Annotated in this window: 17 protein-coding genes; 8 read left to right on the forward strand and 9 right to left on the reverse strand. The window is 68.1% G+C overall.

The window, feature by feature from the left end; translation table 11 throughout:
- Nucleotides 1–74: 74 nt before the first annotated feature.
- Complete coding sequence (locus tag I0K15_RS01835; RefSeq protein ID WP_196103756.1) at nt 75–461, reverse strand: RidA family protein; 387 nt, start codon at nt 459–461, stop codon at nt 75–77.
- Between the two features lie 90 nt (nt 462–551).
- On the opposite strand from I0K15_RS01835, the gene I0K15_RS01840 reads away from it, so the two are divergent.
- Nucleotides 552–794 carry an HP1242/YdcH family protein gene (locus I0K15_RS01840; RefSeq protein WP_196103757.1) on the forward strand — a complete coding sequence of 81 codons (243 nt, stop codon included), beginning with the start codon at nt 552–554 and terminating at the stop codon, nt 792–794.
- Here the strand turns inward: I0K15_RS01840 and I0K15_RS01845 are convergent.
- Complete coding sequence (locus I0K15_RS01845; RefSeq protein WP_196103758.1) at nt 778–1,203, reverse strand: GlcG/HbpS family heme-binding protein; 426 nt, start codon at nt 1,201–1,203, stop codon at nt 778–780. The two genes, I0K15_RS01840 and I0K15_RS01845, sit on opposite strands and share 17 nt — an antisense overlap.
- A gap of 160 nt (nt 1,204–1,363) precedes the next feature.
- Nucleotides 1,364–3,592 (reverse strand): malate synthase G, encoded by a 2,229-nt coding sequence (locus tag I0K15_RS01850; RefSeq protein WP_196103759.1) that lies wholly within the window; start codon nt 3,590–3,592, stop codon nt 1,364–1,366.
- 164 nt (nt 3,593–3,756) lie between these two features.
- On the opposite strand from I0K15_RS01850, the gene pepN reads away from it, so the two are divergent.
- A complete protein-coding gene (gene pepN / locus I0K15_RS01855) occupies nt 3,757–6,285 on the forward strand; it encodes an aminopeptidase N (protein ID WP_196103760.1) in 2,529 nt (842 codons plus the stop codon).
- Nucleotides 6,286–6,351: 66 nt separating this feature from the next.
- On the opposite strand, the gene I0K15_RS01860 is transcribed toward pepN, so the two are convergent.
- The 3 genes from I0K15_RS01860 to I0K15_RS01870 form a co-directional block, all read right to left on the reverse strand.
- The gene (locus I0K15_RS01860; protein WP_230374238.1) at nt 6,352–6,948 is read right to left on the reverse strand and encodes an alpha/beta hydrolase; all 597 of its coding nucleotides are present in this window, start codon (nt 6,946–6,948) and stop codon (nt 6,352–6,354) included.
- Entirely contained in the window at nt 6,948–7,865 is a 918-nt protein-coding gene (locus I0K15_RS01865; RefSeq protein WP_196103762.1) for a ring-cleaving dioxygenase, read from the reverse strand. Before I0K15_RS01865 ends, I0K15_RS01860 begins: the two co-directional genes overlap by 1 nt.
- A 473-nt stretch (nt 7,866–8,338) precedes the next feature.
- Nucleotides 8,339–8,848 carry a YdhR family protein gene (locus I0K15_RS01870; RefSeq protein WP_196103763.1) on the reverse strand — a complete coding sequence of 170 codons (510 nt, stop codon included), beginning with the start codon at nt 8,846–8,848 and terminating at the stop codon, nt 8,339–8,341.
- A gap of 110 nt (nt 8,849–8,958) precedes the next feature.
- Between I0K15_RS01870 and I0K15_RS01875 the strand changes: the two genes are divergently transcribed.
- The 3 genes from I0K15_RS01875 (at nt 8,959) to I0K15_RS01885 (ending at nt 12,751) form a co-directional block, all read left to right on the forward strand.
- Nucleotides 8,959–9,597: a TetR/AcrR family transcriptional regulator gene (locus I0K15_RS01875; protein ID WP_196103764.1), complete on the forward strand. Its 639-nt coding sequence runs from the start codon at nt 8,959–8,961 to the stop codon at nt 9,595–9,597.
- Between the two features lie 116 nt (nt 9,598–9,713).
- Nucleotides 9,714–11,612, forward strand: coding sequence for an acyl-CoA synthetase (locus tag I0K15_RS01880; protein ID WP_196103765.1), 1,899 nt, complete (start codon nt 9,714–9,716; stop codon nt 11,610–11,612).
- 389 nt (nt 11,613–12,001) lie between these two features.
- Nucleotides 12,002–12,751, forward strand: a complete 750-nt coding sequence (locus I0K15_RS01885; RefSeq protein ID WP_196103766.1) for an SDR family oxidoreductase — start codon at nt 12,002–12,004, stop codon at nt 12,749–12,751.
- 136 nt (nt 12,752–12,887) lie between these two features.
- On the opposite strand, the gene I0K15_RS01890 is transcribed toward I0K15_RS01885, so the two are convergent.
- From I0K15_RS01890 to I0K15_RS01900, 3 genes are all read right to left on the reverse strand, one after another.
- The gene (locus tag I0K15_RS01890) at nt 12,888–13,568 is read right to left on the reverse strand and encodes an HdaA/DnaA family protein (RefSeq protein ID WP_230374239.1); all 681 of its coding nucleotides are present in this window, start codon (nt 13,566–13,568) and stop codon (nt 12,888–12,890) included.
- Nucleotides 13,565–14,623, reverse strand: a complete 1,059-nt coding sequence (locus I0K15_RS01895) for an AI-2E family transporter (RefSeq protein ID WP_196103767.1) — start codon at nt 14,621–14,623, stop codon at nt 13,565–13,567. The genes I0K15_RS01890 and I0K15_RS01895 overlap by 4 nt, the downstream gene beginning before the upstream one ends.
- A gap of 63 nt (nt 14,624–14,686) precedes the next feature.
- The gene (locus tag I0K15_RS01900) at nt 14,687–15,379 is read right to left on the reverse strand and encodes a metal-dependent hydrolase (protein ID WP_196103768.1); all 693 of its coding nucleotides are present in this window, start codon (nt 15,377–15,379) and stop codon (nt 14,687–14,689) included.
- 83 nt (nt 15,380–15,462) lie between these two features.
- On the opposite strand from I0K15_RS01900, the gene I0K15_RS01905 reads away from it, so the two are divergent.
- From I0K15_RS01905 to dnaG, 3 genes are all read left to right on the forward strand, one after another.
- Nucleotides 15,463–15,849: a DUF4087 domain-containing protein gene (locus tag I0K15_RS01905; protein WP_196103769.1), complete on the forward strand. Its 387-nt coding sequence runs from the start codon at nt 15,463–15,465 to the stop codon at nt 15,847–15,849.
- Nucleotides 15,850–15,907: 58 nt separating this feature from the next.
- Nucleotides 15,908–16,618: a ceramidase domain-containing protein gene (locus I0K15_RS01910; RefSeq protein WP_196103770.1), complete on the forward strand. Its 711-nt coding sequence runs from the start codon at nt 15,908–15,910 to the stop codon at nt 16,616–16,618.
- Between the two features lie 442 nt (nt 16,619–17,060).
- Nucleotides 17,061–18,977 carry a DNA primase gene (gene dnaG, locus I0K15_RS01915; protein ID WP_196103771.1) on the forward strand — a complete coding sequence of 639 codons (1,917 nt, stop codon included), beginning with the start codon at nt 17,061–17,063 and terminating at the stop codon, nt 18,975–18,977.
- The last annotated feature ends 2 nt before the right edge of the window (nt 18,978–18,979 follow it).

Below are 18,979 nucleotides of genomic sequence, written 5' to 3' on the forward strand. Positions count from 1 at the left end.
TTTCATCTTTCCCCAAATACGCAGACCGCAACCGGTACAACATGCGTATTTGAAGAAAGATGAAGGGCGCGGGATCAGTCCTCGCGGATCAGGGCCGTCACCTCGATCTCGATCTTCATGCGCGGGTCATAGAGCCGGGCGGAGATCATGGTGGCGGCCGGTTTCGCCGCGCCCAGCCACTTGCGCAGGGCGGGCCAGCAGGGCTCGAAATCGGCCGGGTCGGGCAGGATGTAGGTGACGCGCACGACGTCCTCCATCATGGCGCCCGCCTCTTTCAAAGCGGCGGCGATGTTGGCAAGCGCCTGCTCGGCCTGCGCCGCGGGATCGGCACTGATCGTCATGGTGGCGTAGTCGAAACCGGTCGTGCCCGCGACGAAGACCCAGCGCCCGTCGCGCACGGCGCGCGAATAGCCGATGGTCTTCTCGAAGTCCGAGCCCTGGCTCACGAAGCGGCGTGGCATGGCGGCATTTCTCCCCCGGATTTGACATGGCGCAAGGCAGGCCCCGGCCCTGCGCGCGACGGTGCGGTAGGATCACGAAAGGAGCAACCCATGTCCCACGTCCCCAACGAGCTGAGCGAGCTGTTTCCGGACAAGACCGCACTCATCCGGGACCTCAATGGCACGGATGCGCATTTCGCGGGGCTGACTGAGTCCTATCACGAGCTCAACCGCGCCGTGCACCGGGCGGAGACCGATTGCGAGCCGACCGATGACGCGCACATGACCGAGATGCGCCGCAAGCGCCTGCGCCTGCTCGACGAGATCTCGGCCTGTATCAGGGCTCGGGCGTAAGGCCCGCCGCCTCGATCCCGGCGATACCGGCTTCGGCATCGTTGTCGGAGGTGTCGCCGGTCACGCCCACGGCGCCGATCACCGTGTCGCCATCCTTGACCAGCAGGCCGCCGGGCACCGGGATCACCTTGCCGCCGTAGGCGCCGTTCACGGCCGCCATGAAATAGGCCTGCGCCTCGGCGCGGGCCATCTGCGCCCGCCCGCCCATGCCGAGCATCACTGCGCCGTAGGCCTTGCCCCGAGCGATCTCGAACCGCCCTGGGGAGGCGCCGTCCTCTCGCAGGAACGCCTTGGGGTGGCCGCCTGCGTCGAGCACCACGACAGAGAGGGGCTTCAGCCCCATCTCGCGGCCCTTGGCGAGGGTCTCGCGCAGGATGATCTCGGCTTGCTGGTGGGTGATCTCGGTCATCGTTGATCCTTGTCGGAACCGTCCCGGACGTGATCCGGGACCTTCTGGAATGCGGCGCCGGAGCGGGGTCCGGAGCATCTGAAGCGGGCGGTCCCGGCGCGGGGGCCGGGACGGTGCATGTTGCGAGAGGTCCCGGCGCTTCGGCCGGGACGGCGGAGTGCTACTCCGCCGCCTTCAGCTCCAACCGGCGGCGGTGCAGCACGGGTTCGGTGTAGCCGGAGGGCTGCTCGGTCCCTTCGTAGACGAGGTCCTCCGCCGCCTTGTAGGCCACCGTGTCGAAGCCCGGCGCCATGGGGCGGTAGGCCGGATCGCCCGCGTTCTGCTCGTCGACCTTGGCGGCCATGCGCTGCATGACCTCCTCCACCTGGTCCTTCGAGACGACGCCGTGGTGCAGCCAGTTCGCCATGTGCTGGGAGGAGATGCGGCAGGTCGCGCGGTCCTCCATCAGGCCGACATCATTGATGTCCGGCACCTTGGAGCAGCCGACACCCTGATCGACCCAGCGCACCACGTAGCCGAGGATGCCCTGCGCGTTGTTCTCGAGCTCCGCGCGCACCTCCTCATCCGACCAGTTCGGGCGGTCGGCGACGGGGATTGTCAGTAGACCCTCCAGCGTGCCGCGCGGCCCTCCGGCCCGGATCTCCTCCTGCCGGTCGAGGACGTTGAGCTTGTGGTAGTGCGTGGCGTGCAGCGTGGCGGCGGTCGGCGAGGGCACCCAGGCGCAGGTGGCGCCCTGCTCCAGATGGCCGATCTTCTGCTCCAGCATGTCGTGCATGAGGTCGGGCATCGCCCACATCCCCTTACCGATCTGCGCGATCCCTTTAAGCCCGCAAGCGAGCCCGATATCGACGTTTCGATCCTCGTAGGACTTGATCCAGGCGGTGCCCTTCATGTCGCCCTTGCGGATCATCGGCCCGGCTTCCATCGAGGTGTGCATCTCGTCGCCGGTCCGGTCGAGGAAGCCGGTGTTGATGAAGGCGACCCGATGCTTCGCCGCACGGATGCATTCCTTGAGGTTGGCGGAGGTGCGCCGCTCCTCATCCATGATGCCGAGCTTCACGGTGTAGCGCGGCAGGCCCAACATCTCCTCCACATGGGTGAAGATCTCGTCGGCGAAGGCGACCTCGTCGGGCCCGTGCATCTTCGGCTTCACCACGTAGACCGAGCCGGTGACGGAGTTGCCGCTGTCGCGCTTCAGATCGTGCATGGCGCAGAGCACCGTGGCGAAGGCATCCAGCATCCCCTCCGGCGCCTCGTTCCCGTCGCGGTCGAGCACCGCGGGGTTGGTCATCAGGTGGCCGACATTGCGCACCAGCATCAGCGAGCGGCCCTTCACCGTGACCTCGCCGTTCGGCATCGTGTAGGTCCGGTCCGGGTTGAGCTTGCGCTGGAAGGTGGTGCCGCCCTTCGTCACCTCCTCGACCAGGTCGCCCTTCATCAGGCCGAGCCAGTTGCCCCAAGCGAGCACCTTGTCCTCCGCATCGACGGCGGCGATGGAGTCCTCGCAGTCCATGATGGTGGAGACGGCGGCCTCAAGGTGGATATCGGCGACGCCCGCCTTGTCGGAGCCACCGATCTCGCTGTCACGGTCGATGACGATCTCGATGTGCAGGCCGTTGTTCTTCAACAGGATGGCGGTGGGCGCATCACGCTCCCCCCGCCAGCCGACGAGCTGCGTCGGATCGGCGAGCGCGATCGTGTGGACGACCTCAGGCGTCTCGCCCGAAGGCTGCTCGTCCTTCGCCTTCCTCGTCGCGTCGGCGGCGCGCCAGTCGGCGCCGTTCAGGACCTCCGCCTCCAGCCCGCCATCGGTGATCCGGTAGCCCACCGCGTCCCGGTGCGAACCGGAAAAGAGCGGTGCGGCCTCGTCGAGGAACCCCTTCGCCCAGTCGATCACCCGCGCCCCGCGCGCCGGGTCGTAGCCCTTGCCCTGCGGCAGATCGCCGAGCGCATCGGTGCCGTAGAGCGCGTCATAGAGGCTACCCCAGCGCGCATTGGCCGCGTTCAACGCATAGCGCCCGTTCATCACCGGCACGACGAGCTGCGGACCGGGGGTCGAGGCGATCTCCGGATCCACGCCCTTGGTCTCGACCTCGAAGGCGTCGCCCTCGGGCACGAGGTAGCCGATCTCGTGCAGAAAGGCGGTGTAGGCCTCCGCATCATGGGGCTGGCCGCGACGCTCCCGATGCCAGGCGTCGAGCTTGGCCTGCATGTCCTCGCGGATCGCCAGGAGCTCGCGATTGCGCGGACCCTTGTCGTGGATCAGGTCGGACAGCCCCTGCCAGAACGCGGCACTCGCCACGCCTGTGCCCGGCAGCGCCCGCTCCTCTATGAAGCCGTGCATCTCGCGGGCAACCTGCAGCCCCGCGACCTCGATCCGATCCGTCATGCGGTCCTCCCAAAATCGGTGTTGAGCGCAGAGGTAACGCGCAGACAGCTCGCCGCAAGCCTGATGAGATACACTCCCACAGAGTGGAAACAGAAGATTTGAACGGAAGCCACCGTGACGCCGCCGCCGGGATGGGTCACATGAGAAGGAAAAGGAGTCCGGCCATGCGCACCGACACCCCCGTGCCCACCCGCCTTCAGGACTACACCCCGCCCGCCTGGCTGGTGGAGACGGTGCACCTCACCTTCCGCCTCGATCCCGAGGCTACGGTCGTGCGGTCGGAGATCCGCTTCGTGCCGGGCGCGGGCGGCGACCTGCATCTCGACGGGCAGGCGCTGCGCCTCCTCTCGGCCTCGATCAACGGCGAGGCGATCCGGCCCGACCTGCACGAATGCGGCCTGACGGTGCTGGAGGAGCAGTTGCCGGATGGCCCCTTCACCTGGGTGGCCGAGACCCGGATCAACCCGCAGGCCAACACCGCGCTCGAAGGGCTCTACATGTCGAACGGCATGTACTGCACGCAATGCGAGGCCGAGGGCTTCCGCCGCATCACCTACTTCCCAGACCGGCCCGACGTGATGGCGGTCTACACCGTGCGGATCGAGGGGGCCGAGCCGGTGATGCTCTCGAACGGCAACCCCGCGGGCTCTGGCGAGGGCTGGGCAGAGTGGCACGATCCCTGGCCCAAACCCTCCTACCTCTTCGCGCTGGTCGCGGGCGATCTGCGCAGCGTCGAGGACAGCTTCACCACCCGCTCCGGCCGTGATGTCGACCTCCGCATCTGGGTCCGCGACGGCGATCAGGACCGCTGCGCCTACGCGATGGATAGTCTCAAACGGTCAATGAAGTGGGACGAGGAGGTCTATGGCCGCGAGTACGACCTCGACCTCTTCCAGATCGTCGCGGTCGACGATTTCAACGCCGGCGCGATGGAGAACAAGGGCCTCAACATCTTCAACTCGAAATACGTGCTGGCGAGCCCGGAGACGGCGACCGACGGCGATTTCGAGGGGATCGAGAGCGTCATCGCGCACGAGTACTTCCACAACTGGACCGGCAACCGCATCACCTGCCGCGACTGGTTCCAGCTCTCCTTGAAGGAGGGGCTGACGGTCTTTCGCGACCAGCAGTTCTCGGCCGACATGCGCTCCGAACCGGTCAAGCGCATCGACGACGTGCTGCGCCTGCGCGCCGCCCAGTTCCGGGAGGATGCCGGTCCGCTGGCGCATCCCGTGCGCCCCGCGGAATACATCGAGATCAACAACTTCTACACCGCCACGGTCTACGAGAAGGGCGCGGAGCTCATCCGCATGCTGCGCGAGATCGTCGGGGCCGAAGGCTACGCCAAGGCCCTCGACCTCTATTTCGAGCGACACGATGGCGAGGCGGCGACGATCGAGGACTGGCTGAAGGTCTTCGAGGATGCGACCGGCCACGACCTCACGCAGTTCAAGCGCTGGTACGAGCAGGCGGGCACACCTCGCGTCCACGTCGCGGAGCAGTTCGAGGACGGCCGCTTCACCCTCACCTTCCGGCAGGAGACGCCACCGACGCCCGGCCAGCCCGAGAAGGCGCCGGTGCCGATCCCGATCCGCTGGGGCCTGCTAGGCGCCCAGGGCGAGGTTGCCGCGGGCACCTTCGTGCTGGACAAGGCCCAGGACAGCCTGATTGTCGAGGTGCCGGAGCGGCCGGTGCCCTCCCTCCTCCGCGGCTTCTCCGCCCCCGTGATCCTGATGCATGAGGGCGCGCCGGGCGACCGCGCGGCCCGCCTCGCCCGCGACACCGACCCGTTCAATCGGTGGGAGGCGGGCCGCTCGCTCGCCCTCGACACGTTGGTGCAGGGGGCCGATCCGCAGGACTGGCTCGACGGGACGATCGCGGTGGCGATGGACGAGACGCTCGACCCGACCTTCCGCGCGCTGGCGCTCGGCTTGCCCTCCGAGGATGAGATCGCCCGCCAGATCGCCGAGACCGGCCGCTCGGTCGATCCCGACGCGGTCCGCGCCGATCGCATCGGGCTCGACCGAAAGCTCGCCGAAGCGCTGGGACCGCGCGCCGCCGAGCTGCGCGCCGCGATGGCGACGCCCGGCCCCTACTCCCCCGATGGCGACGCGCCGGGCAAGCGGGAGCTTGCGAACCGGATGCTCGGCCTGATGACCCGGCTCGATCCCACGGCGCCCGAGGCGCCCTTCGCCGACGCCACCAACATGACCGACCGCCTCACGGCCCTTGCTTTGCTGGTGCGCGAGGGGCGGGGTGAGGCGGCGCTCGCCGAATTCCACGCCCAGTGGCAACACTTGCCCGGCGTGGTGGACAAGTGGTTCGCCGTGCAGGCGGGACAGGCCGCGCCCGACCGCGCGGTCGAGGTCGTGACGGCGCTCACCGAGCATCCCGATTTCAACTGGAAGACGCCGAACCGCTTCCGCGCGCTGGTCGGCGGGTTCGCGGGCGGCAACCCGGCGGGCTTCCACCGGGTGGACGGTGCAGGCTACCGCTTCGTCGCCGATTGGCTGATCCGCCTCGACAAGCTCAACCCGATGACGGCCGCGCGCCTCTCCGGCGTGTTCGAGACGTGGCGGCGCTACGACGACACCCGCCAGGACCTGATGGAGGCGGAGCTCGAACGCATCGCCTCGACCGACGGACTGAGCCGCGACACGGCCGAGATGATCGGCCGGATCCGCGCCGCCTGAACTTCAGAAGCGCGTCCAAATCCCCTCCCCCACCGGGGGGAGGGTTAGGGAGGGGGGCGCGCGAGCCTAAAGCCAGCCCCGCACCGCCTCCACTTCATCCTGCGTGATCTCGTGCCCGCCCGGATGCCAGTGCTCCGCGACCTCGGCCCCTGCGCCGCGCAGCCCCTCCACGAGCTGCCGCGTCAGCGCGGGCGGACAGATCGGATCGCGCTCGCCTGCCGTGACCAGCACCGAGACACCGGAGAGATCCGGCCAGTCCGGCGCGAACGGGATCAGCGGATGCATCAGCACCGCCCGCTTCACCCCGGCCCACCCCGAAATCATGAGGTTCGCCAAGATGTTGGCCCCATTCGAATAGCCGAGCCCGATGGGCTGCTCCACCGCGTATTGCGCCAGCGCCCCGTCGAGGAACCGCCCCATCGCCGCGGTGCGCAGCGCGAGATCCTCCATGTCGTAGACCCCTTCGCCGGTGCGGCGGAAGAAGCGGCGGGCGCCGAATTCGGAGACGTCGCCGTCCATCGCCAGCAGGCCCGCCTTGGGAGCGAGGTGCTGACCGAGGCCCGCGATATCTTCCTTCGACCCGCCGGTGCCGTGGAAGAGCACGAGGGTCGGCGCGCCCTCCTCCGAGGGCGCGCGGTGCAGATGAACATATCCGTCCAACATCATGAAATCTCCGGCAGAACCTCTTCGATGCGCGACCGCAGGTGCTCGTGCTGCGTGGGCAGCTTGAGACCGGTGCCGAGCGCCTCCTTCGCCTCGTCGGCAGTGAAGCCCGGCTCCTCCGTCGCCACCTCGAACAGGACGCCCCCCGGCGTGCGGGTGTAGATCGCGTAGAAGTAATCCCTGTCGATCTGGGGTGTTACCTGGTGTCCAGCCTCGACAAGCGCACGGCGAACGGCGTCCTGCGCGGCGCGGTCGGGGACGGAGAAGGCGACATGGTGGACCGAGCCTGCACCCTCCTGCCCTGCCGGCATTTGCGGATCGACCTCCAGATCGATGGTCTCCGCGGTCGGCGAATGCGTTGTGGTGTGACGGGTTACACCGTTCTCCGTGCCGACTTCGCTGTAGCCGAAGACCTCCGTCAGGATGCGCGCGGTCGAGGCGCCGTCCCGCAGGCCGAGGGTCACGCCGCGGAAGCCGCGGATGGCGACGTCGGCGGAGATCTCCTCGGTTTCCCAAGGGGTTCTGGGATCATCTACCTGCTCGACAAGGGCGAATTCGAGGCCGTCCGGGTCGGCAAAAACCGCGCGACGCTCGCCGAAGAGCTCGTCCTGCCGCAGCGGTTCGCCGAGCCGGTCCGTCCAGAAATCCATAGACCCGGAAGGGATGGAAAAGCTTGTCAGAATGACTTGGCCAGCGCCCTTCCGGCCGGGCCGCATATGCTCCCAGGGGAAGAAGGTCATGATGGTGCCGGCATTCCCGACCTCGTCACCGTAATAGAGGTGATAGGTGCCCGGATCGTCGAAGTTCACCGTCTTCTTCACGAAGCGCTGGCCGAGCGTATTCCTATAGAATGTCAGGTTTTTCTGGGCGCCACCGGCGATGGCGGTGACGTGGTGGAGACCGTTGACCGGTGTCATGGCTGTGCTCCTGTCATGGGTTGCGTTGCCCCGGAAGATAGCCGCTCAGATGAGAAAACAAACAGGAGGGAAAGTGATTAACTGTCCATGAAATGGAAACCGGATCGCGATATGATTTGCGTATAACATGGGTGCACAGGGCGTATGACACCTGTGCCCCGGTTGGGCGTTAACCTTTGGGTTGGAATGCAGAGGGCCGCAGCTGGCCTGGAGGGCATTGGGACCGAATTGATGGGTCCGCGCTCTCAAGCAAGCATGTTGCGCGTTCGATGAATGACGCCGCCATCGCGCCTGCTCGGTAAGGCGTGGAGTGTTCTATCAACTGATTGGGACAGGCACTCAGCGTGCCACCGCCCCGGACATGATCCAGGGCCTTTGGCGACAGAGCGCCTTAATACGGAACGGCCCCGGCGCTTCGGCCGGGACGGTGCTTTAGAGTGCCCAAGCTTAACCCACAGATCCCACAATCACACTCAAGGCAGAGCCCGCGTCATCCGCGACGGCCCCGTGAGCACGTCTAGGATCCGGATCGAGACGTCGAGGATGCGCGGGTCTGCACCGGGCCCCCTCGCGAAGATCTCGTCGAGATACATCCGCGCGTTGCGGCGGCAGTCGAAGAGGTAGTTGCCCGCCGCCTGCCCGGCCCCGTCCTCGGCCCAGAGCTTCGAGATCAGGCCCGGCACGTGGGACAGGAACGGTGCCGCCTCGTCCATCTCCCGCCGGAACCGCTCCGGCAGGTCGGTGTAGCGGAAGGTGATGTGCAGCATGACCGGCCCGCCCTGCGGACCCTGCGGCGGATCCGACTTCGCGGAATAGCCCGCGGCGATCCCGCGCATCAGCAGCTTTGCCACCGCGGACGAAATCCGCTCGCCCCACCCGCGCGTAGACCCGTCAGGAGCGGGCGTATCGGGGCGGCGAAACAGCGCCTCCACCAGCGCCAGCCCGCCAAGCGGCCGGGGCAGAAGGAATGCGGGTCGGATCACGGCGGGGCGGGACATCGGAGGAGTTCCTTCTCAAAAGAGTGAACGCTGATCACAATGTAAAGGTGCATTACATCTGGACTTGGGTCAAGCCAAAAGTTATCAGTGTTCACATGGACATCGAAACGCCCCCGCGCCGCCCTGCCGAAGAGCGCCCGAGCTACCACCACGGCGACCTGCGCCGCGCACTGCTCGATGAGATGGCGGTGGTCGTGCGCGAGGACGGCGTGGACGCGGTCAGCCTGCGGGCGCTGGCGCGACGGGTCGGCGTCGCCCCCTCCGCCGCCTTTCGCCACTTCAAGGACAAGCGCGCGCTCTTCACCGCCTTCGCGACCGAGGCGCTGGCCGGGCTCGTCGCCAAGGTGCGCGAGATGCAGGCCGCCGCCCCGCCGGGCGACAAGCAGTTCGAAGCGATCGGGCGGGCCTACATCACTTTCGCGCGCGAGGATCCGGGCCGTTTCCGCGCCATGTGCCGGCGCGAGCTGATCGACGTGGACGACCCCGACTACCGCGCGGGCGGCGAGACGATGGACCAGCTCGTCTTCGAGACGCTCAGCACCATCGCGCCCCATACCGTGACGCCCGCGAACGAGACCGACGGCCGCGGCCTGCTCGCCTGGGCGGCGGTGCACGGGCTCGTCACGCTCGCCCTCGACGGCTGGATCGACGAGGCCGATCCGGCGGACCCCCTGGGCTCTCCGGAGGTGGAGGAAGCCTTCTGTCACCTGGGCCGGATCCTCAGCCCCGGCTGAGCCAGCGCGGCGTTTTGACGCCGCGTCCCCCTTGTGTCACCGTCCCCCCTGCGCAATGTCGGTTTCGCAACGATATCCGTCTCAAAGACGGGAAAAACAGCGGAGGGAACGGCCCGATGACGGAGATGGCGACACTCGCCGACAAGATCAGCATTGAAACAGCGATGCCGGTCAGCCAGCGCTGGACTGCGAAAACGGTCTACGAGCAGCTCAGCCAGACGGCGGAGGCTTATGGCGACCGCCCCGGCCTGAGCTTCCAGATCAAGTCCGGTCCGAAGGACAAGGCCGAGACGCTGAGCTGGTCCGAAGTGCACGCCAGGGTCACGCAGGCCGCCAACCTCTTCCGCAAGCTCGGCGTCGGCGAGAGCGACGTCGTCGCCTACCTGCTCCCCAACTGCAACGAGACCGCCATCGCGCTGCTCGGCGGGGCGACGGCGGGCATCGTGAACCCGGTCAACCCGCTGCTGGAGCCGCACCAGATCGCCGCCATCCTGCGCGACACGAAGGCCAAGGTCCTCGTCACCCTCGCGCCGATGCCGAAGACGAACGTGGCCGAGCTCGCCGCCCAGGCCGCGGCCGAGGCGCCGAACATCACCCATATCCTCGAGGTCGACCTCACCCGCTACCTCACGCCGCCCGTGTCCTGGATCGCCAAGCTGATCCGGCCGAAGGCGACCGGCGGGCACAAGGCGAAGGTCCTGAACTTCAACGCCGAAATGGCGAAGATGAACGCGGGCGCCCTCGATTTCGAGGAGCCGGCGGATGACGGCGTCGCCGCCTATTTCCACACCGGCGGCACCACCGGCATGCCGAAGATCGCCCAGCACCGCCATTCCGGCATGATCTACAACGGCTGGGCCTCCAACGAGCTCCTGTTCTCCGAGAAGGACGTGCTGCTCGCGCCCATGCCGCTCTTCCACGTCTTCGCGGCCTATCCGATCCTGATGACAGCAGTTGTGTCGGGCGCGCACATGGTGATGCCCACGCCGCAGGGCTATCGCGGCGACGGCGTGTTCGACAATTTCTGGAAGTTGGTGGAGCGCTACCGCGCGACCTTCATGGTCACCGTGCCCACCGCCGCCGCAGCCCTCATGCAGCGCAAGGTGGACGCCGACGTCTCCTCGCTCACCTACGCGCTCTGCGGCTCCGCCCCCCTGCCGGTCGAGCTCTTCCGCCGTTTCGAGGAGGCGACGGGCGTGCGCATCCTCGAGGGCTACGGCATGACCGAGGCGACCTGCCTCGTCAGCTGCAACCCCGCGACGGGCGAGCGCAAGATCGGCTCCGTCGGCCTGCCCTTCCCTTACACGGACGTGAAGATCCTGCACTGCGACGAGGCGGGCAACGTGGTGAAGGAGTGCGGGACCGACGAGGTCGGCGAGATCTGCGTCTCCAACCCTGGTGTCAGCGTCGGCACGACCTATACCGAGGCATCGAAAAATGTCGGCCTCTTCGCGGGCGACTACCTGCGCACCGGCGACCTCGGCCGGATCGACGCGGACGGCTTCATCTTCATCACGGGCCGGGCCAAGGACCTCATCATTCGCGGCGGGCACAACATCGACCCCGCGATCATCGAGGAGGCACTGGCCGGCCACAAGGACGTGGCCTTCGTCGGCGCGATCGGCCAGCCCGACGCGCATTCCGGCGAGCTTCCGGCGGCCTATGTGGAGCTCGTCGAGGGCGCCTCGACCTCCGAGGGCGAGCTGATGGCCTATGCCGAGGAGCATATCGGCGAGCGGGCCGCGATCCCCAAGCACCTGGAAATCATGGGCGAGCTCCCGAAGACCGCCGTAGGCAAGATCTTCAAGCCCGACCTGCGCAAGGCCGCGATCACCCGGATCTACGACAAGGCCCTGCGCGATGGCGGGATCGAGGCGCATGTCGCCCAGGTCGTCGAGGACAAGAAGCGCGGCCTCGTGGCCCAGCTCGCCTCGGAGAACGCCGCGGTGACCGACGACGCCGTGACCCAGGTCCTCGGCCGCTTCGCCCGGCCGTGGGAATGGGCCGCGAAGTAAACGGCGACATCGCACCGTCCGGGGTGACGGGATCGTCCCGGTCCCACCGCCCCGGACCCGATCCGGGGCCGTCCACACGACATCCGCGGGAGCTCGCAACCGACCTCCCACGGCTCACCCTTAAGCGAACGGTCCCGGCGCTTCGGCCGGGACGGTTCCAGGCAGAACCACCCCGGGCTCGACCCGGGGCCGCTCGCCAGTGCGGTGCCAGAAAGATCCCGGCGCGTCGGCCAGGACGGCGTCCGGACGGACCCGGCACCGCCCGGAAGGCATCGTCCGCGACCGTCTCCATCCCGCCAATAAACTGTCGCCGCCTGCAGCCCGGCGCCCGCCCTTTTCCTTTCCCCTCCGCCCTCTAGCTCGTCGGCCAGCAATGACAGGAGGGCTCCATGGCCAGATTCGACGGAAAGCGCATTCTCATCACCGGCGGGACCAGCGGCATCGGCCTCGCCACCGCGAAGCGGATCGTCGAGGAAGGCGGGGAGGTCGGCGTCACCGGCCGCAGCCAGGCGCATCTCGACGAGGCGGGGCGCAGCCTACCCTCGGGCTCCCTCGTGCTGAAGAACGACGCCGCCTCGCCGGAGGAGGCGAAGGAGCTGGCCGAAAAGGTCGCCGACAGCATGGGCCGGATCGACGGCCTGTTCCTGAACGCGGGCTTCGGCAAGTTCGGCCCCGTCGAGGACATGACCGCCGATTTCGTGGACGCCCAGTTCGACGTGAACGTGCGCGGCCCGGTCCTGCACATGGCGCATCTGAAACCGCACCTCGCCGAGGGCGCCTCGGTCCTCGTGACCTCCTCGGTCGCACCCTATCTCGGCCAGGCCCCCGGCGCGGTCTACGCCGCCACCAAGGGGGCGGTGACGGCCATGGTACGGAGCTGGGCCCGCGACCTTTCCGAAAGCGGACGGCGCTGCAACGCCATCGCCCCAGGCCCGATCGAGACCAATTTCTTCGAAGGCATGGGCATCCCCGAGGATCAGGTCGAGGCGCTCGCCGGCCAGATCAAGTCCCAGGTCCCGCTCGGCCGCTTCGGCACCGACGCGGAGGTCGCCGCGGTCGCCTGCTTCCTGCTCTCGGACGACGCATCTTATGTCACCGGCTCGGAATACGTGGTCGACGGCGGGATGGTGATGCGCTGACGGAGCGCCTCCGGCGGGCGTATTTGGCGAGAGTGATGAGGCCTTCATCTTTCGCAAAATACGCCCCTTCCGCGCCGGAGGCGCGGCCCGGCCCAACGCCGAGGGGCGCGCCAGCGTCCCGAGGGGGCGGGAGCCTCTAGAGCCCCAACACCTCGCGCGCGAAGGGCACAGTGATCCGGCGGCGGCGGGCCAGCGCCGCAGCGTCCAGCGTCTCGACCGTCCGCGCCACCATGGACAGCGACCGGTCGAGACGGCGGGCCAGGAACTCCGGCAGGCGGGGGTCGATCTCCATCTGCCGGTCGGTCGCGACCTTCACGATCACCGCCATCAGCAGTGCGTCGTCCGGCGCGCCCAGCGCCACATGCGCCGCGGATTGCAGCCGCGAGGCGAGATCCGCCGTCGCCAGCCGCCAGGTGAGCGGCGCGCCCTGCCCCGTCACCAGCAGCCGCCCGCCGGTGGCCGCAAGCATGTTGTGCAGGTGAAAGAGCGCCGCCTCCCGCGGGCGCGGATCCTCGAGCTCGGCCAGCGCATCGACGCCCTCGACCGCGGCGAAGCCTCCGGCGGCGAGCGCGGGCACCTCCGCCTCGGTCAGGGCCGCCGCCTCGATCACCGGCGCGCCCGTCGCCTCGGCCCAGACATGGGCGAGATGGGTCTTGCCCGAGCCCGCCCCCCCGGTCACCGCCAGCTTGCCGCCCGGCCAGTTCGCCCAGTCGTCGACCATGGCGAGCGCCGCGGCATTGCTGGTGGAGACGAAGAAGGCATCGCGCCCCAGCGCCGTGCGCGCCGGCAGCGCCAGCGGCAGCTGGACCGCGCTCACGACCCGTCCGGGCCGCGATAGAGCCGGCCCTTCATGTACTGCTCCAGCCCGAAGCGGGCGAGCACGCCGATCACCGCCGCGATCGGCACCGCGATCATCAGCCCCGTGAAGCCCATCAGCGAGCCGAAGGCGGCGAGCGCGAACATCAGCCAGACGGGATGCAGGCTGACGGACTCACCCACGAGCTTCGGCGTCAGGACATTCCCCTCCACCATCTGCCCGACGATGAAGATGGCGAGCACGACCACGATCCAGATCGGATCGCCCCAGAACTGGAAGAGCGCCACCCCCACCGACAGCGCCCCGCCGGTGATCGACCCCACGAAGGGGATGAAGGAGATGAGCCCCGCAAAAAGCCCGATGATCAGCCCGAACTGCAGGCCGATCACCGTCAGCGCGATGGCGTAGAACGTGCCGAGGATCAGGCAGACCGTAAGCTGCCCGCGCACGAAGCCCGCCAGCACGTCGTCCACCTGCCCCGCGAGGCGGCGGATCGTCGGCCGATGCTCCCGCGGCAGCCACCCGTCGATCTTCGCGATCATCCGGTCCCAGTCCATCAGCATGTAGAAGGCGACGACCGGCGCCACCACCAGCAGCACGAAGAAGTCGAAGACCGCGAGGCCCGAGGCGAGGATCTGGTTCGCGATCGTCGGGATCCGGTCGCGCAACGTCTGCGTCGTGGTGTTGATCGCATCGCGCAGCGCGCTGCCTTCCTCCAGCAGGTCCGGGAAGCGGACGGCGAGGCCTTCCCGCAGCGTCTCGGCATAGGAGGGTGCGACCTCGATCAGCGCCTGCGTCTGATCGACGGCCACCGGGATCAGCAGCACCAGCACCATCGTCGTGGTAAAGAGCAGCCCTGCCGTGATCACCACCGTCGCCCACAGTCGGGAGAAGCCCACCGCCTCCAGCCGGTCCGCCACGGGATCGAGGAAGTAGGCGATGGTCATGCCCACCAGGAAGGGCAGCAGCGTATCGCCCACCAGCCACAGGAAGAGGATGAAGGCGACCGCGCCCACTCCCCAGTAGCGCAACTGCTCGCCGGTGCTCAGTGCCATGCTCCGCCTCCCTGCCGTTCCGCGAAGATGTGGCAGATCGCCCCGCGGGCCGCAAGGCGGCGGCTAGAGCGTGATCGGCCGCATCACCTCGGGCTCGATGACGTTGACGTTGGGCAGGCCCTTCTTCAGCGCCTCCGCCGACTGCTCCAACACCTCGAAGGTCTGGTAGTGGCAGGGGATCACCGTCTCGAAGTTGAAGAACATCTTCGCCGCGAACGCCGCCCGCTTCATGTCCATGGTGAAGTGACCCCCGGCCGCGAGGATGCCGATCTGCGGCTGATGCAGCGCCTCGAACACCTCCATGTCGGCCATCACGTCCGTGTCGCCGGAGAAGTAGATCGTCTTGCCCTCCCCCGCGATCATGAAGCCGCACTCCGCGCCCGCATAGAGCGGCCCGTCCGGCGTGGCGACGGAGGAGGAGTGGACCGCGTTCACCATGGTGATCGCCACCTCGCCCACCCGGATCGTGCCGCCCTTGTTGAAGCCGATGGTGGGCACGTCCTCCGTCTCCTCCCACCAGCTCATCAGGTCGAAGATGCCCGCGATGGGAATGCCTAGCTCCTGCGAGATCGCGAGCACATCCGAGGCATGATCGCCGTGCCCGTGGCTGAGCAGGATCAGCGTCGCCTCCTCGATCGCGCGACCGCGCTCTGCCTCGGCAAAGAGCGGGTTGCCCGTCAGCCAGGGATCGACCAGCAGCACCTGGTCCGCGATCTCGATCCGGAAACCGGAATGGCCGAGCCACGTGATTCTCATGACTGCCTCCTGTCATATCAGGGTCTTGCGCAGACCCTAGAGCGAATGGCAGAGACTGCACAACGTCGGAAAGGCAAGATGCGATGCTAACAACGATCGCTCTGATCCTGATGCTGGCACAGCTCAGCGGCGCCGAGCAGTTCTGCGGCTGGTACGTGAACCCCACGCCGGGCAATCACTGGCTGGTCGATGCCGACGGCACATGGACCTTGTCCACGCAGGGCGGAGAGCGCGTTCCCGGCTTCGACGCCCTGCCCGAGACCTCGTTCGATTTCGCCGGGGAATGGCGGCCGTCTTTCGTGGAACTCGGGAACGGCGACGTGGTCGCACACCCCTCCTATGGGCGTGGATGCGCCTGCATCGCCGCCGCTCGGGGAGAGATAGCGGGCACGTTGCGCCGGATCGACACGCTAGAGCCTCTTCCGCTCGTGCGATGCGATGCCGACCCTGCCCTACCGGACATCGAGTGACGTTGCGGTTCGCATGCCCGTCCCATAGCGTCTGCGCAAGCGAAACAGGAAGCACCCGATGGACGGCCTCACCCAGCAATTCGACGGCTATTGCGAACGCACCGACTTCACCTTCTGGTCGGAGCCGCTGAATGCCGTCACCAACGCGGCCTTCCTGATCGCAGCCCTCCTCGTCTGGCGCCTCGCCCGGCGAGAGGGGCGGATGGAATGGGGGATCGCTACCCTGATGATCATCCTGACAGCGATCGGCATCGGCTCGTTCCTGTTCCACACCTTCGCGACGGCCTGGGCCGCGGCGGCGGACGTGTTCCCGATCATGCTCTACATCCTGGTCTACCTGTGGCTCGCCACGGTGCGGATGCTGAACCTGCCCTGGTGGGCGGGCTTAGTGGCGGTGGTGCTGTTCTTCCCCTATTCCGCAGCGGTTGCCACGGCGGTCGAGACCGCGAGCGGCGGGCTCAACGGATCGGAAGGCTACGTGCCGACCCTCCTGCTGATCGCGGCCTACGGCCTCTTCCTGCTCGGCCGCAAGCCCGAGACGGGGCGCGGCCTGCTGATCGGCTCGGGCATCCTCGCCCTGTCGCTGACGGCCCGCACGGTGGACGAGGCGCTCTGCGACGTGTTCCCGATCGGCACCCACATCTTCTGGCACATCCTGAACGGCGTCATGCTGGGCTGGATGATCGTCGTGATGATGCGTCACGACGCGGCCTACCCGCCGGACGACCCCGACCCGGCCGAGGACGCCGCCCGCCGCCAGGCCGCCTGACCGAAACCTCTCTCACCGGAGCACTCCCGCCCATCGGTCGCCCATCGGCTCCCTCCCGCCCGAGCCAGGCGCGCCTGCGGCGTGTTCACCTCGCCCAGCTCTCTCTCTTCGTCAAATATCCCCGCCGGAGGCGTCCCGACCCTGTCTCCCGCTCGCCACCACCGGAAAGGGCGCGCCAGCCCCCGCGCATCACTCTCGCCAAATACGCCCTCTCGGACCTCGCCCATGGGCGCGCCCACTGCGGGTGTCTACGGGCGTACGACTGCCACGCGACCACGGTGCCCCGCACGCCCACCACGCGAAAAGGCTGCTGCCCGGCGCCGACCTCCCCCTTCTTCTTGCTTCAAGTATCCCCGCCGGAGGCGGTCCCGAAAGATCACGCAGTCGCCCCGATCTGCTCTTCTGGGGATGACACCGACAGCGTCGTTAGTAGATATAAAGGATGTCCCTCCCACCCGCCTTCTTCGACGAGCTGCGTTCGCGGACCTCGCTGTCCGCCGTCGTCGCGCGCAAGGTGAGCTGGGACAATCGCAAGTCCAATCCCGGCAAGGGCGACATGTGGGCGCCCTGTCCGTTCCACCAGGAAAAGACCGCCTCCTTCCACGTCGATGACCGCAAGGGCTTCTACTACTGCTTCGGCTGCCAGGCGAAGGGCGACGTGATCCGCTTCGTGATGGAGACGGAGAACATGCCGTTCATGGAGGCGGTGGAGACCCTCGCGAAAGAGGCCGGCATGCAGATGCCCGCCCGTGATCCCCGCGCGGTGGAAAAGGCCGAGGCGCGCGCGGGCCTCTCCGAGATCATGGAGATGGCCGTCCGCTTCTACCGCGCGCAGCTTTCGGGCGCGAAGGCGGCCGACGCGCGGGCCTACCTCGAACGGCGCCAGCTCACCCCCGAAACCCAGTCGCGCTTCGAGCTCGGCTTCGCGCCGGACAGCCGCACGATCCTCTTCGAGCATCTGCGCGGCAAGGGCGTCGCGGCGGAGGACATCGTGGCCGCCGGCCTCGCCATCCAGCCCGACAGCGGCACGCCCTATGACCGGTTCCGCGGCCGCATCATCTTCCCGATCCGCGACGCGCGCGGCCGCGCGATCAGCCTCGGCGGGCGGGCGATGGATCCGAACGCGCGCGCCAAGTATCTCAACGGGCCCGAGACGGAGCTCTTCGACAAGGGCCGCGCGCTCTACAATCATGGCCCCGCGCGGGAGGCGGCGGGCAAGACGCAGAGCCTGATCGTCGCCGAGGGCTACATGGACGTGATCGCGCTCGCGCAGGCGGGGCTCGGCCACGCGGTGGCGCCGCTCGGCACCGCGATCACCGAGAACCAGCTCCAGCTCATGTGGCGCATCGCCGACGAGCCGGTGATCGCGCTCGACGGCGACAAGGCGGGCATCCGCGCCGCGCGCCGCCTGATCGACGTCGCACTGCCACTCCTGCAACCGGGCAAGGGTCTGCGCTTCTGCATCCTGCCCGAGGGCCAGGACCCCGACGACCTGATCAAGGCAGACGGCGCGCAGGCGATGGAGGCCCAGCTTTCCGAGGCCCGCCCGATGGTCGACCTCCTCTGGGAGCGGGAGACGGAAGGAAAGACCTTCGACAGCCCCGAACGTCGCGCCGCGCTCGATGCGGGCCTGCGCAAGCTCCTCGCCGCTATCGCCGATCCCAGCCTGCGCTCCCACTACGCCGCCGCGATCCGGGAGAAGCGGCAGGCCCTCTTCGGCGGGCCGCCCGCGCAGCGCAGCACCTGGTCTCCGCGCACCATCGCCGAGGCGCCGACGGCAGGCGCCCGCGGCTCGATGCTCACCAGCGAGGATGGCGCCGCCCGCCTGCGTGAGAGCGTGATCCTCGCCCGCTGCCTCGCCCATCCCGACGCCGCGATCCGGCGCGAGAGCCTGCTGGAGCGACTGCCCTTCACCTGCAACGATCTCGCGGCGATCCGGGACGCCCTCTTGTATCGGCTCGGCTCCCCCTTACATGCGACGCCTGACGCCGCGATGGAGGCCCTGGCGGAGGATCTCGGCTTCGACCCCGCCGCCCGCCTCTCCGCCGTTCCGCATGTCCGCATCGACCCCCACAGCCGGGCGGAGGCGGATACGGAGGTGGCCGAGGCCGCACTGGTCGAGCTGATGGAGCTTCATGCGGGCTTCCTCGGCATCGGCGACGAGGTCCGCGACGCGGAGGAGGATCTGGGCGGCACCGCGGACGAGGGCGTCACGTGGCGGCTCAAGCAGGCCAGCCTCGCACGCGACCGCGCGATGCGGGGTCACCGCGATTTTAGGGCCGCCGATGGTGGCGAACAGGAATTATCGGACCATCTTTCGCGTTTAATCGCCGATGAGGTCTGGATAAAGAAGCGTTAAAG

It is taken from the genome of Pontivivens ytuae, assembly GCF_015679265.1.
GTDB classification, from domain to species: Bacteria; Pseudomonadota; Alphaproteobacteria; order Rhodobacterales; family Rhodobacteraceae; genus Pontivivens; species Pontivivens ytuae.